Annotated in this window: 11 protein-coding genes; 5 read left to right on the top strand and 6 right to left on the bottom strand. The window is 67.7% G+C overall.

From position 1 onward, the window contains the following. Nucleotides 1-23: 23 nt before the first annotated feature. Nucleotides 24-3,581, bottom strand: coding sequence for a DNA polymerase III subunit alpha (gene dnaE, locus AB4Y42_RS28140; protein WP_368695977.1), 3,558 nt, complete (start codon nucleotides 3,579-3,581; stop codon nucleotides 24-26). 285 nt (nucleotides 3,582-3,866) lie between these two features. Here dnaE and AB4Y42_RS28135 point away from each other — a divergent pair, with 285 nt between their 5' ends. Together AB4Y42_RS28135 and gluQRS are read left to right on the top strand one after the other, a co-directional pair. Further along, complete coding sequence (locus AB4Y42_RS28135; protein ID WP_368695976.1) at nucleotides 3,867-4,748, top strand: sulfurtransferase; 882 nt, start codon at nucleotides 3,867-3,869, stop codon at nucleotides 4,746-4,748. 9 nt (nucleotides 4,749-4,757) lie between these two features. Next, nucleotides 4,758-5,708, top strand: a complete 951-nt coding sequence (gene gluQRS, locus AB4Y42_RS28130; RefSeq protein WP_368695975.1) for a tRNA glutamyl-Q(34) synthetase GluQRS — start codon at nucleotides 4,758-4,760, stop codon at nucleotides 5,706-5,708. Nucleotides 5,709-5,778: 70 nt separating this feature from the next. Here the strand turns inward: gluQRS and AB4Y42_RS28125 are convergent, their stop codons facing one another. The 5 genes from AB4Y42_RS28125 to purT all read right to left on the bottom strand — a co-directional run bounded on the left by AB4Y42_RS28125 (nucleotide 5,779) and on the right by purT (nucleotide 12,748). Then, nucleotides 5,779-7,266, bottom strand: a complete 1,488-nt coding sequence (locus tag AB4Y42_RS28125; protein ID WP_368690876.1) for a DEAD/DEAH box helicase — start codon at nucleotides 7,264-7,266, stop codon at nucleotides 5,779-5,781. 578 nt (nucleotides 7,267-7,844) lie between these two features. Beyond that, nucleotides 7,845-9,281 (bottom strand): aldehyde dehydrogenase family protein, encoded by a 1,437-nt coding sequence (locus AB4Y42_RS28120; RefSeq protein ID WP_368690877.1) that lies wholly within the window; start codon nucleotides 9,279-9,281, stop codon nucleotides 7,845-7,847. A 24-nt stretch (nucleotides 9,282-9,305) separates the two neighbouring features. Next, nucleotides 9,306-10,952, bottom strand: a complete 1,647-nt coding sequence (locus tag AB4Y42_RS28115) for an acetolactate synthase large subunit (RefSeq protein WP_368695974.1) — start codon at nucleotides 10,950-10,952, stop codon at nucleotides 9,306-9,308. 115 nt (nucleotides 10,953-11,067) lie between these two features. Next, on the bottom strand, nucleotides 11,068-11,463 hold the full coding sequence (locus AB4Y42_RS28110) for an MliC family protein (RefSeq protein WP_368690879.1): 396 nt from the start codon (nucleotides 11,461-11,463) through the stop codon (nucleotides 11,068-11,070). A 61-nt stretch (nucleotides 11,464-11,524) separates the two neighbouring features. Continuing rightward, nucleotides 11,525-12,748, bottom strand: a complete 1,224-nt coding sequence (purT, locus tag AB4Y42_RS28105) for a formate-dependent phosphoribosylglycinamide formyltransferase (protein ID WP_368695973.1) — start codon at nucleotides 12,746-12,748, stop codon at nucleotides 11,525-11,527. Nucleotides 12,749-12,793: 45 nt separating this feature from the next. Here purT and AB4Y42_RS28100 point away from each other — a divergent pair, with 45 nt between their 5' ends. The 3 genes from AB4Y42_RS28100 to AB4Y42_RS28090 all read left to right on the top strand — a co-directional run bounded on the left by AB4Y42_RS28100 (nucleotide 12,794) and on the right by AB4Y42_RS28090 (nucleotide 18,096). After that, the gene (locus AB4Y42_RS28100; protein WP_368690881.1) at nucleotides 12,794-12,949 is read left to right on the top strand and encodes a hypothetical protein; all 156 of its coding nucleotides are present in this window, start codon (nucleotides 12,794-12,796) and stop codon (nucleotides 12,947-12,949) included. A gap of 31 nt (nucleotides 12,950-12,980) precedes the next feature. Then, nucleotides 12,981-13,604 (top strand): META domain-containing protein, encoded by a 624-nt coding sequence (locus AB4Y42_RS28095; protein ID WP_368696003.1) that lies wholly within the window; start codon nucleotides 12,981-12,983, stop codon nucleotides 13,602-13,604. A gap of 211 nt (nucleotides 13,605-13,815) precedes the next feature. Then, nucleotides 13,816-18,096 carry a DNA translocase FtsK gene (locus AB4Y42_RS28090; protein ID WP_368695972.1) on the top strand — a complete coding sequence of 1,427 codons (4,281 nt, stop codon included), beginning with the start codon at nucleotides 13,816-13,818 and terminating at the stop codon, nucleotides 18,094-18,096. Nucleotides 18,097-18,137 lie beyond the last annotated feature (41 nt).

The raw sequence follows: 18,137 nt of genomic DNA, 5'->3' as shown, positions 1-18,137 counted from the left end.
AACTGCCACGCCGCCCCATCCCGTCAATAAACGATCTCGATTTCGCTGCCCGCGAACTCGCCGCGCAGCGCGGCGAGCAGGTCGTCGGTGGGCTTGACGCGCCAGGCGTCGCCCAGACGCACTTCGCCTTCCGCCCGATCGTTGCGATAGGCGATCTGCACCGCGAGCCCGTTCGGAATGGCCGCTTGCGCGCGCTCGCCGCGATCGCGCCCGAAGCCGCCGCGGCCGCGCGTTTCCGTGGCAGGCGCCGGCAGCGAGTCGTCGGGCTTCGCGCGATACGCTTCGAGCACCGTGCGCAGCGCACCGGCATTGGCGTTGCCGTTCATCTGCAGCTTCACGGCTTGCGCGTAGCGGCTGCGCGCGCGCTCGAGATCCATCACGGTATCCACCGTGAAGCGGATGCCGCCCGTGAACGCGTCGTTGCGCGCCCCGCCCTGCACGACGAGCAACTCGTCTTCCTTGAAGAGCGCCTTGTGCGCCTCGAACTGCTCGTTGAACACCGTCACTTCGCACTGGCCGGTGCCGTCGTCGAGCAGTGCGATCAGCATCTTGCCGCGCTGGGTCATTTGCGTGCGCAACGAGGCGATCACGCCCGCGATCAGCTTGTCGCGCCCTTCTTTCAGCTCGCCGATCTTCTGGCGCACGAAGCGGCGCACTTCGTCCTTGTAGGCGTCGAACAGGTGGCCGGAGAGGTAGAAGCCCAGCGCCGCCTTTTCTTCCTGGAGCTTGCGCTTCTCGCCCCACGCCGGCTCGTCCACCAGTTCGTGCGCGGCGAGCGGCGCGTCGCCCATGTCGAAGAGGCCGGCCTGCATGGCGTTGGCGCTCGCCTGGTCGGCGGCTTCCATCGCCATCGGCACGGAGGCGAGCAACTGCGCGCGGTTCGCGTGAATCGTGTCGAACGCGCCGGCGCGGATCATCGCTTCGATGGTGCGGCGGTTCACGAGACGACGGTCGATGCGCTCGCAGAAGTCGAACAGGTCCTTGAACGGGCCGCCCTCTTCACGCGCGCGCAAGATTTCTTCGATGGCGTTCTGGCCGCTGCCCTTGATCGCGCCGAGACCGTAGCGGATCGTGCGCGAGCGCTTGCCTTCGGCCACGCTGGCATCGGCCACCGGCTCGAAGCGATACGCCGAGGCGTTCACGTCCGGCGGCAGCACGACCATCTTGTTGGTCAGGCAGTCCTCGAAGAGGATCTTCACCTTGTCGGTGTCGTCCATGGCGAGCGACATATTCGCCGCCATGAATTCGGCCGGATGGTGCGCCTTGAGCCATGCCGTGTGATAGGCGAGCAGCGCGTAAGCGGCCGCGTGCGACTTGTTGAAGCCGTAGCCCGCGAACTTCTCCATCAAGTCGAAGGTCTCGTCGGCCTTCTCGCGCGTGAGGCCGTTCTTCGCCGCGCCTTCCGCGAAGATCTCGCGGTGCTTGGCCATTTCCTCGGGCTTCTTCTTGCCCATCGCGCGACGCAGCAAGTCCGCGCCGCCGAGCGAGTAGCCGCCGATGATCTGCGCCATCTGCATCACCTGCTCCTGGTAGACCATGATGCCGTAGGTCTCTTTCAGAACAGGTTCGACGCGCGGATCGGGATACTCCACCACTTCGCGGCCGTGCTTACGCGCGCAGAAGCTCGGGATCAGGTCCATCGGGCCCGGACGATACAAGGCCACGAGCGCGATGATGTCCTCGAAGCGGTCGGGCTGCGCGTCTTTCAGCATGCCCTGCATGCCGCGGCTTTCCAGCTGGAACACGGCAACCGTATTCGCTTTCTTGAGGATCTGGAACGACGGCGCGTCGTCGAGCGGCACCTGGGCGAGCGACCAGTCCTGCTTCGACGGATCGAGCATGCGGATATAGCGCTCGGCCCAGTCGAGAATCGTGAGCGTAGTCAGGCCCAGAAAGTCGAACTTCACGAGGCCGACGGCTTCCACGTCGTCCTTGTCGTACTGGCTCACGACGCCGCTTTCGTCGCCCTGCGTGTAGAGCGGGCAGAAGTCGGTGAGCTTGCCCGGCGCGATCAGCACGCCGCCCGCGTGCATGCCCACGTTACGCGTGAGACCTTCTACGAGTTGCGCGAGGTCGAGCAGCTGGTGCACTTCGTCTTCGTTGTCGTAGCGCTCCTGCAGGAGCGGCTCTTCCTTCATCGCGTCGGCAATGGTGACGTGCTTGCCCGGCTTGAAGGGGATGAGCTTGGCGACGCCGTCGGTGAAGTTGTAGCCGAGATCGAGCACGCGGCCGATGTCGCGCACCGCGGCCTTTGCGGCCATGGTGCCGAAGGTGGCGATCTGCGAGACGGCATCCGCGCCGTACTTTTCCTTCACGTACTGAATGACGCGGTCGCGCCCGTGCTGGCAGAAGTCGATATCGAAGTCGGGCATCGACACGCGTTCCGGATTCAGGAAGCGCTCGAACAGCAGGTTGTAGCGCAGCGGATCGAGGTCGGTAATGCCGAGCGCGTACGCGACCAGCGAGCCCGCGCCCGAACCCCGGCCCGGTCCCACCGGAACGCCGTTGTTCTTCGCCCAGTTGATGAAGTCCGCAACGATCAGGAAGTAGCCCGGGAAGCCCATCTTGATGATGGTCCCGCACTCGAATTCGAGCCGCTCGTTGTAACGCGCGCGCTCCTGTTCGCGTTCGGCTTCGTTCGGATACAGCTGCACGAGGCGCTTTTCGAGACCTTCTCTCGACAGCTGCACGAGATAGTCGTCGAGCGAGAGGCCGTCGGGCGTCGGGAACAGCGGCAGCTTCGGCTTGCCGAGTTCGAGCGTGAGATTGCAGCGCCGCGCGATTTCGATGGTGTTCGCGATTGCCGACGGAATGTCCGCGAACAGCGCGGCCATTTCTTCCTGCGTGCGAAAACGCTGATCGGTCGTGAAGCGCTTCTGGCGGCGCGGATTCGCGAGGATGTCGCCTTCCGAGATGCACACGCGCGCTTCGTGCGCGGTGTATTCCTCGTCGGTCATGAACTGCATGGGGTGCGTGGCGACCACCGGCAGCTTCAGTTGCGACGCGAGCGCCACCGCCTGCTCGACATACTGCTCGCCGCCGGGCTGGCCGCAGCGCTGCAGCTCGATGTAATACGCGTTCGGGAACAGCTTCGCCCAGCGCTGCGCATGGCGCTTCGCACTTTCCGCATTGCCCGCCGCGAGCGCGAGCCCCACGTCGCCCTGTTGCGCACCCGAGATCGCAAGCAGGCCCTCGCCGAGTCCTTCTTCGAGCCAGGCAACGTCGACTTCCGCGCGGCCGCGATACTGGTTCGTGAGCCACGCCTTGGAAAGCAGCTCGCACAGATTCAGGTAGCCGCGCTTGTTCTTCACCAGCAGCAGGAGGCGCGACGGCTTGTCGCGGTCGTCGGGATTCGTGATCCAGACGTCGCAGCCGGCGATGGGTTTGACCCCTTTGCCGCGGGCTTCGGTGTAGAAACGGACGAGGCCGAATGCGTTGCCGAGGTCGGTGAGCGCGAGCGCGCCCTGGCCGTCTTTGGCGGCCGCCTTGACGAGGTCGTCGAGGCGCACGATGCCGTCGGCAATCGAGAATTCGGAGTGGACGCGGAGATGGACGAAGCGGGGATCTGACATGGCCGTCATTGTACCTTCAGGGGCACGCGATTTTCGGCACACGCTCGCATGAGCAGGTGATGCTGGCCGTCTGGCCAGGACCTTGCGCGGGCGCGGGGCCGCCGCACCGCATGTCGACTACGCCGCAGGCGGCGCGAGGCGCGATTGAGGGATAATAGCGGATTGCGCCCGCCGCGCGCCCTGCCCCAATTCCCGTTTTCGGGGGACCGCAGTTTGGCCCCGACATTGACAGGCAAGCACGCGCGCCCGGCTCCGGTTTCACGCGCGCTTTTATGGCGCTTTTCCAGTTGCACCATGCGTATCCTCAATCTCTCCGCTTACCAGTTCGCCACGCTCGAGAAGACCGCCGAGTGGCGTCCGCTCGTGCTCGAGCGCTGCCAGTCGCTCGATTTGCGGGGCACGATCCTGCTCGCGCCGGAAGGCATCAACCTGTTCGTCGCCGGCGATGAAGGCAACGTGCGCGCCTTCATGGACTACATCAACCACGATCCGCTCTTCGAGGGCAAGTTCGCGACGCTGCGGTTCAAGGAAAGCCTCTCCGAAACGCGGCCCTTCAACCGCATGCTCGTGCGCCTGAAGCGCGAGATCATCACGATGAAGAAGCCCGCGATCCGCCCCGAGGAAGGCCGCGCGCCTTCCGTGGCGCCCGTCGTGCTCAAGGAGTGGCTCGACCGCGGCTTCGACGACGCAGGCCGCCCCGTCGTCATGCTCGACACGCGCAACGCGTTCGAAATCGACCTCGGCACGTTCGACAAGGCGCTCGACTACCGCATCGACAAGTTCAGCGAATTCCCCGGCGTGATCGAGGCGAACCGCGCCGACCTCGAAGGCAAGACGGTCGTGTCGTTCTGCACGGGCGGCATCCGCTGCGAAAAGGCGGCCATCCACATGAAGGAAGTGGGCATCGAGCACGTGTACCAGCTCGAAGGCGGCATTCTCAAGTACTTCGAGGAAGTGGGCGGCGCGCACTACAACGGCGACTGCTTCGTGTTCGACCAGCGCACCGCGCTCAATCCGCAGCTCGAACCGACGGACACCGTGCAGTGCTTCGCGTGCCGCGCCGTCGTGACGCCGCAGGAGCAGGCTTCGCCGCTCTACGTGGTGGGCAAGAGCTGTCCGGCGTGCCATCCGGAGCGCGCGGGCGCGACGGATGCGGCGGCTCAGGCTGCCGCTTAAGCCGCGCGCGTGAGCGCAACGCCGCAAAGGTATCGCGGGCGCTTCGCGCCCTCGCCCACTGGCCCGCTGCATTTCGGCTCGCTCGTTTCGGCGCTCGCGAGCTGGCTCGACGCGCGGGCGCACGGCGGCGCCTGGCTCGTGCGCGTGGAGGACATCGACGGCCCGCGCACGGTGCCGGGCGCAGCCGAAGACATTCTCGCGACGCTTGCGGCCTTCGGCTTTCACGCCGACGAACCACCCGAATGGCAAAGCCGCCGCACCGGTCTTTACCGCGCGGCACTCGACCGGCTGATTGCCTCGGGCCACGTCTACCCGTGCGGCTGCACGCGCAAGGAAATCGCCGATTCGCAACTGCGCGCGCATCAGCGCAACACCACGCTGATCTATCCGGGCACCTGCCGCGACGGCCTGCATGGCAAGCGCGCCCGCGCGTGGCGGCTGCGCGTGCCTGACGATGAAACCGCGGACGAAACTGACCGCGAACCTGCCGGCCCGCACGCCAATCCCGCACTAATCTGCTTTGACGACCGCTGGCAAGGCCCACAGGAGCAGGACCTCGCTACCGAGGTTGGCGATTTCGTGCTGCTCCGAGCGGACGGCCAGTGGGCCTACCAGCTCGCCGTCGTCGTGGACGACGCCGACCAGCGCATCACACACGTGGTGCGCGGCGCGGACCTGCTCGACTCGACGGCGCGGCAGATCTGGCTCCAGCAGTGTCTCGGCGTGCCGACGCCCGCGTATCTGCATGTGCCGGTCGTGACGAACGCGGATGGCGAAAAGCTCTCGAAGCAGACCGGGGCGCAGGCGCTCGATGCATCACGCCCTCTGGAAGCGCTGATGGTCGCGGCGCGGCACCTGGGCCTCGCATTGCACGATCCCGCGCCCGCGACGCTCGCAGCGTTCCAGCTCGACGCGATCGAAGCATGGAAGCGGCGGCTCGCGCAATTGCCGGCCGCATAAACAAAAACGGCATGCCGCCTGGAGCGACATGCCGTTTTTTCTGCGCCGCGCGAATCTTTCGCGCGCGAACTCAGCTCGACGAAGACGACGTCGGCTTGTTGCGCCACGACGACCCGAGGCCGCCCAGCAGCGCCGCGAGCGGCTGCTTCGATTGCTGCTTTTGCGGCGCGGCGTTCGCGGGCTTGTCTTCGGCCTTGCTGCGCGCAGCCGCCGAGGGCTCGTAGGGCTTCAGGAAAAAGTCGTCGATCGGCTGCGAACGATGATGATGCGGGCGCTCGAACGACGCCGCGCGGCGGTGCGTACCGCGCTCGCCACGCTCGCCGCGGCCTTCGCGGCTTTCATAGCCGTCGCGCTCGCGGCGGCGGCCGCCACCCTCGTGATGCGGCACCGGCACGTCGACCACGAGGCGCTCCACGGTCAGCGGACGCTTGATGAGCTTCTCGATATCGGCGAGCTGCTTCTTCTCGTTCGGGCTGCACAGCGACAGCGCGTCACCCGAGGCGCCCGCGCGGCCGGTGCGGCCGATGCGGTGCACGTAGTCTTCGGCGTTGAACGGCAGGTCGAAGTTGATGACGGCGGGCAGTTCGGCGATGTCGAGGCCGCGCGCGGCCACGTCGGTCGCCACGAGCGCTTCGATCTCGCCGCGCTTGAAGGCGTCGAGCGCCTGCATGCGCTCGTTCTGCGTGCGGTCGCCGTGGATCGCGGCCGCGACGATGCCCTGCTTTTCGATCTGGCGCGCCAAACGGCTCGCGCCGATCTTGCTGTTACAGAATACGATCACCTGCTTCAGGCCCCGGTCGCGGATCAACTGAACGACCGCGCCGGTCTTGTCGCCCTCGGCGACTTCGTACACCACCTGGGTGACGTTGGTTGCGGTGGAGTTGCTGCGTGCCACCTCGATGGTCTGCGGCGTGCGCAGATAGGTCGCGGCAAGCTTCTTGATCTCGCCCGAGAACGTGGCCGAGAACAGCAGCGTCTGGCGCTCCTTCGGCAGCAGGTTCAGGATGCGCTGCAGGTCGGGCAGGAAGCCCATGTCGAGCATGCGGTCGGCTTCGTCGAGCACGAGCATCTGCACCTGACCCAGGTTCGTGGTCTTTTGCTGCACGTGGTCGAGCAGGCGGCCAGGCGTCGCGATCAGGATTTCCACGCCGCGGCGCAGCTCGTCGGACTGCGGATTCATGTCGACGCCGCCGAACACCACCGCGCTGCGCAGCGGCGTGTGCTGGGCATAGGTGCGCACGTTGTTGGCGACCTGGTCGGCCAGCTCGCGCGTGGGCGTGAGAATCAGCGCGCGCACGGGATGGCGGGCGGGCGAGGCGCTCGTGCTCGCCATCGGCAAGAGGCGTTGCAGGATCGGCAGCGAGAAACCCGCCGTCTTGCCCGTGCCAGTCTGCGCTGCAGCCAGCACGTCGCGGCCCGTGAGCACCACGGGAATCGCCTCTGCCTGGATCGGCGTGGGCGTCGTGTAGCCCTGCTCCTTGATGGCCCGGAGAATTTCGGGGGCCAGACCAAACTGGTCAAAGTTCGCAGTGCTGGGCGTGACGGCTGTGTCGGACATGGTGGCTTCGCTATAAAGGCGCTATTCGCGCAAGGCGCGGGAGCGCCTCAAAAGGTCACTGCTGGGCATTGCAGGTCGATGCAAAGGCGCCGGACAACACGTCAGGCGCCCTGCGGCGACGGGCGGAACACACGCCCGCGAGGGCCTCCCGGCAAACGGATGGCCCGGGACGGCCCGTGGACGACGAGACAATCTGCCGGGGGGACGGGGCGCTGGCTCCATCGCCGCGCTCGCTCGGGTTCAACCCAGCCAGACTCGCTCGATTCCAGATGGTTCCGGCGCCGTCCTCGTCTATTGACGGGCGTGTGCACCGGAAATGTCAAAACGGCTCGATCGGCGATTCAGGCCGATCCAGCAAGCCTCGGGGCGGCTTGCTGCCTGCTTGCTGCTTGCTTTCTGCCGGCGTTCTGCCCGCCCTTTGTGGCAGGCGCAAAGGGCCGAAAGGCCGGTATTGTAGCACCTTGGCATAAATCCCTATGGCAGCGGGCCACGCGTTCTGCAAAGCGGCGCATGGGAAATCCTCAGGCGCCATGCGGCGAAGCATCGCACCCTTTTTCCGCCAGCCCGCTGCTCCCTGCTCACCACGTCTCGCGCATCACCATCAACCGCAGTTCGGTCATATCCTCGATCGCGTAGCGCACGCCCTCGCGCCCGAGGCCCGAGTCCTTCACGCCGCCGTACGGCATGTTATCGACGCGAAATGACGGAATGTCGTTGATCACCACACCGCCCACGTCGAGGCCGTCCCACGCGCGGTGCGCGTTGGCGAGCGAATCCGTGAACACGCCGGCCTGCAGGCCGAAATCGCTGTCGTTGACGATGTCGAGCGCTTTGCCGAAGTCGTCGAAGCGCTCGAGGATCGCGACCGGCCCGAACGCCTCCTTGCGGTAGAGGTCGGTGTCGCGTCGCACGTCTTCGAGCAGCGTGGCCTCGAACATCGCGCCGTCCACCTTGCCGCCCGCGACGATCTTCGCCCCCGCGAGCACTGCGCTCTCCATCCAGCCCGCGAGGCGCTTCGACTCGGACTCGGAGATCATCGGCCCGACGAAGGTTTTCTCGTCCTTCGGGTCGCCCATCTTGAGCGTCTTGACCTTGGCGATGAGCTTCTCGCGCAGCGTGTCGTAAATCGACGCGTGCACGAGAATGCGCTGCACCCCGATGCAGCTCTGCCCCGACTGGTAATACGCCCCGAACGCCAGCCGGTCCACGACGTAGTCGAGCTTGCCGCCCTGATCGCCGTCGACGATGGCCGCCGCATTGCCGCCCAGTTCCAGCACCACCTTCTTCTTGCCGGCCTTCTTCTTGAGGTCCCAGCCCACCGCGGGCGAGCCCGTGAACGAGAGCAGCTTGAAGCGCTCGTCGGTGGTGAAGAGGTCGGCGCCGTCGCGGTGCGCCGGCAGGATCGAGAACGCACCCTTGGGCAGGTCGGTTTCCGCCAGCACCTCGCCGATGATGAGCGCCCCCACCGGCGTGCGGCTCGCGGGTTTGAGCACGAACGGCACGCCCGCAGCGAGCGCCGGCGCGACCTTGTGGGCCGCCAGATTGAGCGGGAAGTTGAACGGCGAGATGAACGAGCACGGCCCGATCGGCACCCGCTTCACGTAGCCGTGATAGCCCTTCGCACGCGCCGAAATCTCGAGATTCACGATCTCGCCGTCGATGCGCACGCTCTCTTCGGCGGCCACACGGAACGTGTCGATCAGGCGGGTGGCCTCGCCGCGCGAATCGTTGATCGGCTTGCCCGCCTCGATGCACAGTGCCATCGCCAGCTCGTCGAAGCGCTCGCGAAAGCGCGCCACGCAATGATCGATCACGGCCTGGCGCTTGTACGGCGGGAACGCGCGCATGGCGGGCATGGCGGCCTCGGCCGCCGCGATGGCCTGGTCGATCGCCTTCGCGTCGGCGAGCGCGACGCGCGTGGCGACTTCGCCGCTGTATTTGTCGGTGACTTCGAGGTCGGTGTTGGCCGCGACGGCCTCGTTGGCCAGATAGTACGGATAAGTCGGTTTGAGCATGACGGGTTCTCCGTAAGTGCGGCGTCAAAGCTGCGCGCTCAGGCGCTTGATGTCGCGATTGAGCACGCGCTCGTTGTCCGAATAGTCGATGGGCACGTCGATCACATGCACGCCCGGTTGCGCCAGGCACTGCTCGACGAGCGGCTTGAGTTCGTCCGCCGAGCCCACGCGGTGGCCATGCGCGCCGTAGCTCTGCGCATAGTCGACGAAATCGGGGTTCTGCAGCGTCATCCCGTAATCGGGGAAATTCATGTTTTCCTGCTTCCAGCGGATCATGCCGAACGCGTCGTCGCGCAACAGCAGCACGACGAGATCGAGCTTCAGGCGCACCGCCGTCTCCAGTTCCTGCGAATTCATCATGAAGCCGCCGTCGCCGCACACCGCCACGACCTTGCGCTGCGGATGCACGATCTTCGTGGCGATGGCCGAGGGCAGCCCCGCGCCCATCGAGGCGAGCGCGTTGTCGAGCAGGATCGAATTGGGTTCACGCGCGCGGTAGTAGCGCGCGAACCAGATCTTGTACATGCCGTTGTCGAGGCACAGGATGCCGTCCTCGGGCATCGCGCCGTACACGTCGTGCACGAGCCGCACCGGGTACATGGGGAAGCGCTCGTCGTGCTGGCCTTTGGCGAGATGCGCCTCGAAATGGCGCTTGATCTCCTCGAAGCGCGCGAAGTCCCACGCGTGCTCGCGCGGTTTCAGGCTTTCCTTGAGCTGCCACACGGCGTTGGCGATGTCGCCCACCACCTCGATCTGCGGGAAATACACGGGGTCGACTTCCGCGCCGAGAAAATTCACGTGGATGACGGTTTTCTCTTCCGCGCTGCGCATGAAGAACGGGGGCTTTTCGATCACGTCGTGGCCGACGTTGATGATGCAGTCGGCGTGCTCGATCGCCCGGTGCACAAAGTCGCCGTCCGACAACGTGGCGTTGCCGAGCCAGAGCGGATGCGACTCGTCGATCACGCCCTTGCCCATCTGCGTGGTGAAGAACGGGATGCCGGTCTCGTCGACGAATTCGCGCAGCACGTTGCGCGTGGTCTTGCGATTGCCGCCCGCGCCGATCATGAGAAGCGGATGGCGTGCCTTGCAGATCGCCCCGACCGCGTGCGCGACGGCCTTTTCCTCGGCCACGGGCCGGCGGCTGAAGCTCTTGGGAATGGGCTTGCCGTCGCCCTCTTCGTCGGCCACGTCTTCGGGCAGCTCGAGATGCACGGCACCGGGCCGCTCCTGCTCGGCCTGGCGAAACGCCTCGCGCACGAGCGCCGGAATGTTGCCGATGGAAACGATCTGCCGCGCGTACTTGGTGAGCGGCTCCATCATGCGCACCACGTCGACGATCTGGAAGTGGCCCTGCTTGCTCGACTTGATGGGCTTCTGGCCCGTGACCATCAGCATGGGCATGCCGCCCAGCTGCGCGTAGGCCGCGGCGGTCACGAAGTTGGTGGCGCCGGGCCCGAGCGTGGCCAGACACACGCCGGTGCGGCCCGTCAGCCGTCCGTAAGTGGCAGCCATGAAGCCTGCGGCCTGCTCGTGGCGCGTGACGATCAGACGAATCTTCGAGCGCCGCAGCGATTCGAGCAGATCTAGGTTCTCTTCCCCTGGAATACCGAACACATAATCGACGCCTTCTGCTTCGAGCGCCTTCACGAACAGATCCGATGCTTTCATCGACCACCTCGCTGGCAAGAGCGTGGCCGGCGGCGCGGGCGGCAGCCGGCCTTCGCGAACAGGCCGTCAGGTTACTCCCGCGAGGCGGAATGCGTCGTGAAGCGTGCGTTCGGCGTCAGCGCATGATCGTCGCGCAGCCCGAGAGCACCGGCTTCGGACTCGCGTCGGACGTGACGTCGTAGAGATCGGCGCCGGGACCCTTGGTCCACCACGTGTAGCGGTCGGCGACATACTTCACGCCCGAGGCCGCGATCACGCCGACGAAAAGGAGCTTGCGGCCTGCCACGGGCACGAGGGCGAAGCTCTGGCCGTTGGCCGCGTTCAGATAGGTGACCTTGAAAGTCTTGCTGTTGGCGCAGGTGTAGCTGAACGTGTGGCGCGACTGCACCTGGATGTCACGCACTTCGAGCGGGGCTGCCGCATTTGCCGCGCTCGCCGCGCCCACGTGCAGCGCGGCGGCGAGACCGCACGCCGCCGCCAGCCGGATTGCACCGCTTCGAGCATCGATCATCGTGTTCTCCGTAGGTTGCGTTGGCGCCGCGCTATACGCTCACTGCGCGCTCACTGCGCGCTCACTGCGCAGTGTCGCCCGGCACCGGACGCACCGCCGCGGCCGCTTCGCGGGCGCGCGAGCGGGCCTCGTCGGTGTCGGCGCCGGTGGCGAGCGCGACGCCCATGCGGCGCTTCACGAAGCTCTCGGGCTTGCCGAACAGGCGCAGATCCGCGCCCGGCACGGCCAGCGCCTGAGCGACGCCCTCGAACGCGATGCCGCGCGCGTCCATGCCGCCGTAGATCACCGCCGAGGCGCCCGGACCGCGCGCCGTCGTATCGACGGGCAGGCCGAGAATCGCGCGCGCATGCAGTTCGAACTCGGAGAAGCGCTGCGACGCGAGCGTGACGAGCCCCGTGTCGTGCGGGCGCGGGCTCACTTCCGAGAACCACACCTCGTCGCCGCGCACGAACAGCTCGACGCCGAAGAGACCGCGCCCGCCCAGCGCCTCGGTCACCTTGTGCGAGATTTCGCGCGAGCGTTCGAGCGCCTTCGCGCTCATCGGCTGCGGCTGCCACGATTCGACGTAGTCGCCGTCCACCTGGAGGTGGCCGATCGGATCGCAGAAATACGTTTGCACCTGGCCGCTGGCCGGGTCGATGGCGCGCACGGTGAGCTGGGTGATTTCATAGTCGAAGTTGATGAAGCCCTCGACGACCACGCGACCGCGGTTCACGCGGCCGCCCGCCAGCGCATATTCCCAGGCGCGCTCGACGTCGGCGTCGCTGCGCACGACCGACTGCCCCTTGCCCGACGACGACATCACCGGCTTCACCACGCACGGATAGCCGACCTTGGCGACGCCCGCCTTCAGCTCGTCGGGCGAATCGGCGAACGCGTAGGGCGAGGTGGCGAGGCCGAGTTCCTCGGCGGCGAGGCGGCGGATGCCCTCGCGGTTCATCGTGAGTTGCGCGGCGCGCGCGGTGGGGATCACCTCGGCGACACCCTCGGCCTCGACGGCGGCGAGCGCGTCGGTGGCGATCGCTTCGATTTCGGGCACGACGAGATGCGGGCGTTCGGCGTCGATGAGCGCGCGCAGCGCCTTGGGATCGGCCATGTCGATCACGTGCGCGCGATGCGCGACCTGATGGCCGGGCGCATTTTCGTAACGATCGACGGCGATCACCTCAACGCCGAGACGTTGCAGCGCGATGATCACTTCCTTGCCAAGCTCGCCCGCGCCGAGCAGCATGACACGGGTGGCGGAAGCGGAAAGCGGCGTGCCGATGCGGGGGCGGGTTTGCATGATGTCTCCAGAATGGCGGTATGGCGCAAATGCGTAAGAGCGCCGATGTTAACACGCGACCCCGCCGCGGCGCGGCGCTTTGGCGCGTCGGCGGCCGCCCGTTTCCAGCACGGCGCGCGCACGTTTGCGCTCGCATGCTGCAGCGCGGTGCGTTACGCTTACGCCTTCGTCGATTACGAGGAACGATGCGATGCCTATTAGCCAGACGCCGAGCGAGAGCCCGCGCATGAATATGCGCCCGCGCCTGCGCCCTGCCCGAGGCGAATTCGCGCGAAAGCTGGCCTCGCGCACGGCGATGCTCGCTGCGGCCCTGCTGGTGTGCGCGTGCAAGCTGCCTGTGCACACGGACGCCTCCGCGCCGCTGCCCGATCCGTTCAACCCCGCCACGACGCAGCTGCTCGACAACACCCACTGGCAGCTCGTGGAATGGAAGCGCGCCGACGGCACGATGCGCGCCCTGCCGGGGCGCAACGCCGATGCCGGCAACGCCGAAAACCCCGACGCCCGCCCCATTACGCTCGACCTCTCGACCGAGAACGGCCAGCGCCGCGCAAGCGGCTTTTCGGGCTGCAACCGCTACTTCGGCGCCTACAGGCTCAAGAACGGCCTGCTCTCGTTCAGCCAGCTCGGCGGCACGCGCATGGCGTGCATCGGCGCAGGCGGCGATATCGAGGGCGCCTATCTCGAAGCGCTCTCGCATATCGCGCGCTCGGGCGTGCAGATGCGCCATCCGCAATCGCTCTTTCTCGTGCTCGAAAATGGCGACCGCCTGACGTTCGCCGAGCAGGGCGCCGAGCCAGGCACGGGCCCGGCCGCGATGCCCGGCGCCGCCTCCGACGCCAAACCGGCGCAGTGAACGCTGCGCGCATGAGCCGCCGCGCCCTTACCCGGCGCGGCGCTTTTTTTGTTGCGCGCGAACCAAAGCGGCGCGCGCAGGGTCTCTGGCGTGTCGGCCGCGCAACGCCCGCCGTACCGCGCGCAACACGACCCTCATGTGGATGGCGGCGCGCAGAGGCCGAGCGGTTACACTCCACACGTCGCACACCTTCTCTACGTACATCTTTGGCATGCACACGGTAGTTCCTGGCTGGTTCGGCGTTTCGGCCGTCTGGTTCATCCCTCTGATCTGGCGTCTCGTCAAGTCCGTGCTGCCGGGCGGCGCGGGCCTGCGCGGCCCGGGCACGATCAGGCTCTGGCTCGGCTTCGTCGGCGTGCTCGTGGCGAGCTGCGCGCTCGAGGCGACGCTCATCGACATCGCCGGTTTCAACGGGCTCGGCCACGCGCTCGCGGGCGGGCTCGGCAAGCTCATCGGCCACGTGGCCGCGCCGCTCGCGATGACGGCGCTCCTCCTCGTGAGCTTGCCGTGGCTGCTCGACTTCCATTGGCGCGAATTCCTCGCGTGGGCCGACATCTCGCTCGGCCTCGGCCTGAACATCCGCGCCGCGCGCGACACCGAAGACAGCCCGCGCCGCGAACGCCGCAGCCGCCGCGCCGCGGCCGAAGAGGGACTGCCCGCGCATAGCGCCGCCATCTTCAATCCACCGATGCCTGGCGACGGCGCGCGACGCAAACGGCCGACGATCTGGCGCCCGCCGGCGCGTGACGCGCGCGAGGGTCGCGATAACCCGCGCGCAGCCGGTGCGATGGCTGCGGGACTTGGCGCAGTGTCGGCCGCTGCCACCGCACAGGACGCTTTTGCCGATGCTGGGTCGTGGCGTGCCGAACCGGGCTTCCGTGGTCCCGCCGATCCCTCCGCGGCGTGGGCGCGCACCGAACCGACCGCGACCGCCGACTGGCTGCGCGGCACGCGTGCGCCGGGGCCAACGCCGCCTGCGGGCGCGTCGCGAGCCCCGATGGAGCCGCCGCGCGCGCCGTTGCAGACAGGCGCGCCGCTTGGCGACGCGCGCCGCCAGCCGGCGCGCGGTGCGGGCGCAGCGCAGGACGTAGCGCTTGCGCATGGGGCGCAAGGCTTCCCCGCGCAACCCAATGCGCCGTGGCGGGCGGAGACGGCTCACACGCGACCGGCCATGGCCACCGCGATGACCGGCGCGGGCGCGCGCACAGCTTCGGCGGCGGCAGTGCACGCTGCGCCGCTCGCGGCCGGTGCCGCAGCAGCCGCGGCCGCCGCGCGTAGTGCCGCGTTCGGCACGACGCCGGCGCCGCTCGATCCGCTGACTTCGCCGTTCGCGCAACCCGTCATGCCGCGCCGCACGGCGCCACCGCCCGCGGCGGGCAGCACGGCCGCGCGCGCAGCGGCCGCCGCGCCGCCGCGCGTCGCGAAGCCGCCTAAGCCGTACGTCTGGCAGGGGCAGCCCGCGCGCGTGAACCCTCGCCCGCCCATGAGTGCGCCGCGCACGGCGCCGTTCGGTTCGCATCCAGCCGAAACGCCGCCCGCGACGCCGGCCTACTCGCGCCCCGCCCCCACCAGCGCGCCGCAGGCGGAGGCGCCGCTCTCGACGAGCGTGCTCGAAACGTTGCGCTCGATCGAAGAAAACGCCGCGCGCTGGACCACGCTCGCCGGCGCGAGCCTCGCACGCCGCACCCTGGACGAAGCGAGTGCGCTCACGGGCGAGGAACAGACGCACGCGCAATTCCCGAGCGCATCGCCGGACATCGCGACGGCGGCGCTCCCGGTGATGCCGTCGGCCGGGTCGCTGGACGCGACGTCCACTCCGGTCACGCAGCCGGACGGCGATTACGTTTCGCCAAACGCGGGTGTGCAGTCGTTCGTGGAAACGCAGGCCTCGGCGCAACCGGGCGACACGACGCCGGGCGCGACGTCCGCTGCCTCCTACCCTGCCGTGGCTCAGAACCCGGCATCGTTCGAGCCGAATCCGGTCAGCGCCGGCTACACGGCTGCGCCGACTGCCTGGCAACCGATGGCTGCGCACGTGGACGAAGCCGCGCAAGGCGCTTCGAGCGAGGCAACGCATGTCGAGCCGGTGCAAGCTGCAGCGGAGGAAGCCGCAACGCCCTCGGCGTGGCCAATGCTCGATCACGGCATGCCGTGGATCCTGCTCGACGACGAACCGTCCACCGCCCCCGCCGAGACGCGCGCCGCCGAACCGTTCTTCACGTTCAGCCCGTCGACGGTGCAGGAGCAGGTGCCTGCGCCTGCAGCGGTTTCTCCCGTTGTGGCACCGGCGCCAGTGCCAGTGCCAGTGCCCGCAGCGACGCAAACGCCGGTCGCGGCAAGCGCGCAGGCCGAGCAACCCGCTCCGGCCGAATCGCACGATGCGCACGAAGCAGACGATCAGCTCGACACAGCGGCCGCGTCGGACATCGTGCACTTCCCCCGCTTCGCACGCGACGCGCAACCCGACGACGCCGCGACGCCGTTCGACGTAGCGCCTTCACCGGTGGCAGAGCAGAAGGCGAGCGAGTCTTTCGCGCCCGTCGCGCACAGCGAATCCGCCAGCGTCGGCGAGCAACCCCCGTCGATGGACGAAGCGCAGGGCGTTGCGAACGAAGCCGCTGAGGCCTTGCCGGCACCTGGCGCGCCGCCAACCCAGACACCGGCTTTTGACGCGACGCCCCTGCCCGCAGCGCAAGCGCCCGCACCCACAGCAACGCCGCCATGGGTTGCCGAATCGCAGCCGGTAAGCCATCCTGCCGTTGCCGAGCCCACGCTCACGCCGACTCCCGCGCAGCCCGCGACGCCGGTTGCCACGCCGATCGCGGCGCCCTACCCCGCCATCGCGACCGATCCCGGCGCCGCGAGCCCCGACTTCGAGTCCGCATCCGAAGCACCCGAAGCCATCGAAGCCCCCGAGCTGGTCGAAGCCCCCGAGCCCGTAGTCCAGCGCACTTCCGTGCGCGGCCACGCGCCCACGTCCTTCGCGTTCGAGCCGCTCAGCGCATCGGCGGTCGAGCTGCCGGGCCTCGATCTGCTCGAGCGTGCATCGTCAGAGATCGAGCCCGTCTCCGAGCAGAAGCTCGCAGAGACGAGCCAGCTCATCGAGCAGCGTCTCCAGGAGTTCAAGGTCCCCGTGACGGTGGTCGGCGCCTCGGCGGGCCCGGTCATCACGCGCTTCGAAGTCGAACCCGCGCTCGGCGTGCGCGGCAGCCAGATCGTCGGCCTCATGAAGGATCTCTCGCGCGGCCTCGGCCTCACGTCGATCCGCGTGGTGGAGACGATCCCCGGCAAGACCTGCATGGGCCTCGAACTGCCGAACGCGCGCCGCCAGATGATCCGCCTTTCAGAGATCCTCGAATCGGCGCCCTACCATCGCTCGCAGTCGAAGCTCACGATCGCGATGGGCAAGGACATCGTCGGCCATCCGATCGTCACCGATCTCGCCAAGGCGCCGCACATGCTCGTGGCGGGCACGACCGGTTCGGGCAAGTCGGTCGCGATCAACGCGATGATCCTCTCGCTCCTCTACAAGGCGACGCCCGAGGACGTGCGGCTCATCATGATCGACCCGAAGATGCTCGAACTGTCCGTCTACGAAGGCATTCCGCATCTGCTCGCGCCGGTCGTGACCGACATGAAGCTCGCCGCCAACGCGCTCAACTGGTGTGTGGGCGAGATGGAGAAGCGCTACCGGCTGATGTCGGCGGTGGGCGTGCGCAATCTCGCGGGCTTCAACCAGAAGATCCGCGACGCCGAAGCGCACGAAAAGAAGATCGGCAACCCGTTCTCGCTCACGCCGGAAGCCCCCGAGCCGCTCTCGCCGCTGCCGATGATCGTGGTCGTGATCGACGAGCTCGCCGACCTCATGATGGTTGCGGGCAAGAAGATCGAAGAATTGATCGCGCGTCTCGCACAGAAGGCACGCGCCGCCGGCATTCACCTGATTCTCGCGACCCAGCGTCCTTCGGTGGACGTCATCACCGGTCTCATCAAGGCGAATATTCCGACGCGCGTGGCGTTCCAGGTGTCGTCGAAGATCGACTCGCGCACGATTCTCGACCAGATGGGCGCCGAGTCGCTGCTCGGCCAGGGCGACATGCTGTTCCTGCCGCCGGGCACGGGCTACCCGCAGCGCGTGCACGGCGCGTTCGTCGCCGACGAGGAAGTGCACGCCGTGGTGGAGTATCTGAAGCAGTTCGGCGAGCCCGAGTACGTCGAAGGCATTCTCGACGGCCCGGCTGCCGAAGGCGCGCCGCAGGACCTGTTCGGCGACTCGCCCGACGCCGAAGCCGACCCGCTCTACGACGAGGCCGTCGCGTTCGTCGTGCGCACGCGGCGCGCATCGATCTCGTCGGTGCAGCGGCAACTGCGCATCGGCTACAACCGCGCCGCGCGTCTGGTCGAACAGATGGAAACGGCGGGGCTCGTTTCGCCGATGGGCATCAACGGCAGCCGCGAAGTGCTCGTGCCCGGCGGCGGCCAGGGCGAGTGAGGAAGAAGGCGCGCCGCGCGCCTTCTTTCGTCATCTCGAGC

The sequence above is a fragment of the Paraburkholderia sp. EG286B genome, assembly GCF_040965655.1.
GTDB lineage: Bacteria > Pseudomonadota > Gammaproteobacteria > Burkholderiales > Burkholderiaceae > Paraburkholderia.
The sequence above is the reverse complement of the archived record's forward strand: the minus strand, read 5'-3'. Positions and strand labels throughout refer to the sequence as shown.

Coding starts and splice junctions, on each gene's coding strand:
- dnaE (WP_368695977.1), bottom strand. CDS start 3,581: ATGACGGCCATGTCAGATCCCCGCTTCGTCCATCTCCGCGTCCACTCC.
- AB4Y42_RS28135 (WP_368695976.1), top strand. CDS start 3,867: ATGCGTATCCTCAATCTCTCCGCTTACCAGTTCGCCACGCTCGAGAAG.
- AB4Y42_RS28125 (WP_368690876.1), bottom strand. CDS start 7,266: ATGTCCGACACAGCCGTCACGCCCAGCACTGCGAACTTTGACCAGTTT.
- AB4Y42_RS28120 (WP_368690877.1), bottom strand. CDS start 9,281: ATGCTCAAACCGACTTATCCGTACTATCTGGCCAACGAGGCCGTCGCG.
- AB4Y42_RS28115 (WP_368695974.1), bottom strand. CDS start 10,952: ATGAAAGCATCGGATCTGTTCGTGAAGGCGCTCGAAGCAGAAGGCGTC.
- AB4Y42_RS28110 (WP_368690879.1), bottom strand. CDS start 11,463: ATGATCGATGCTCGAAGCGGTGCAATCCGGCTGGCGGCGGCGTGCGGT.
- purT (WP_368695973.1), bottom strand. CDS start 12,748: ATGCAAACCCGCCCCCGCATCGGCACGCCGCTTTCCGCTTCCGCCACC.
- AB4Y42_RS28100 (WP_368690881.1), top strand. CDS start 12,794: ATGTTAACACGCGACCCCGCCGCGGCGCGGCGCTTTGGCGCGTCGGCG.
- AB4Y42_RS28095 (WP_368696003.1), top strand. CDS start 12,981: ATGCGCCCGCGCCTGCGCCCTGCCCGAGGCGAATTCGCGCGAAAGCTG.
- AB4Y42_RS28090 (WP_368695972.1), top strand. CDS start 13,816: ATGCACACGGTAGTTCCTGGCTGGTTCGGCGTTTCGGCCGTCTGGTTC.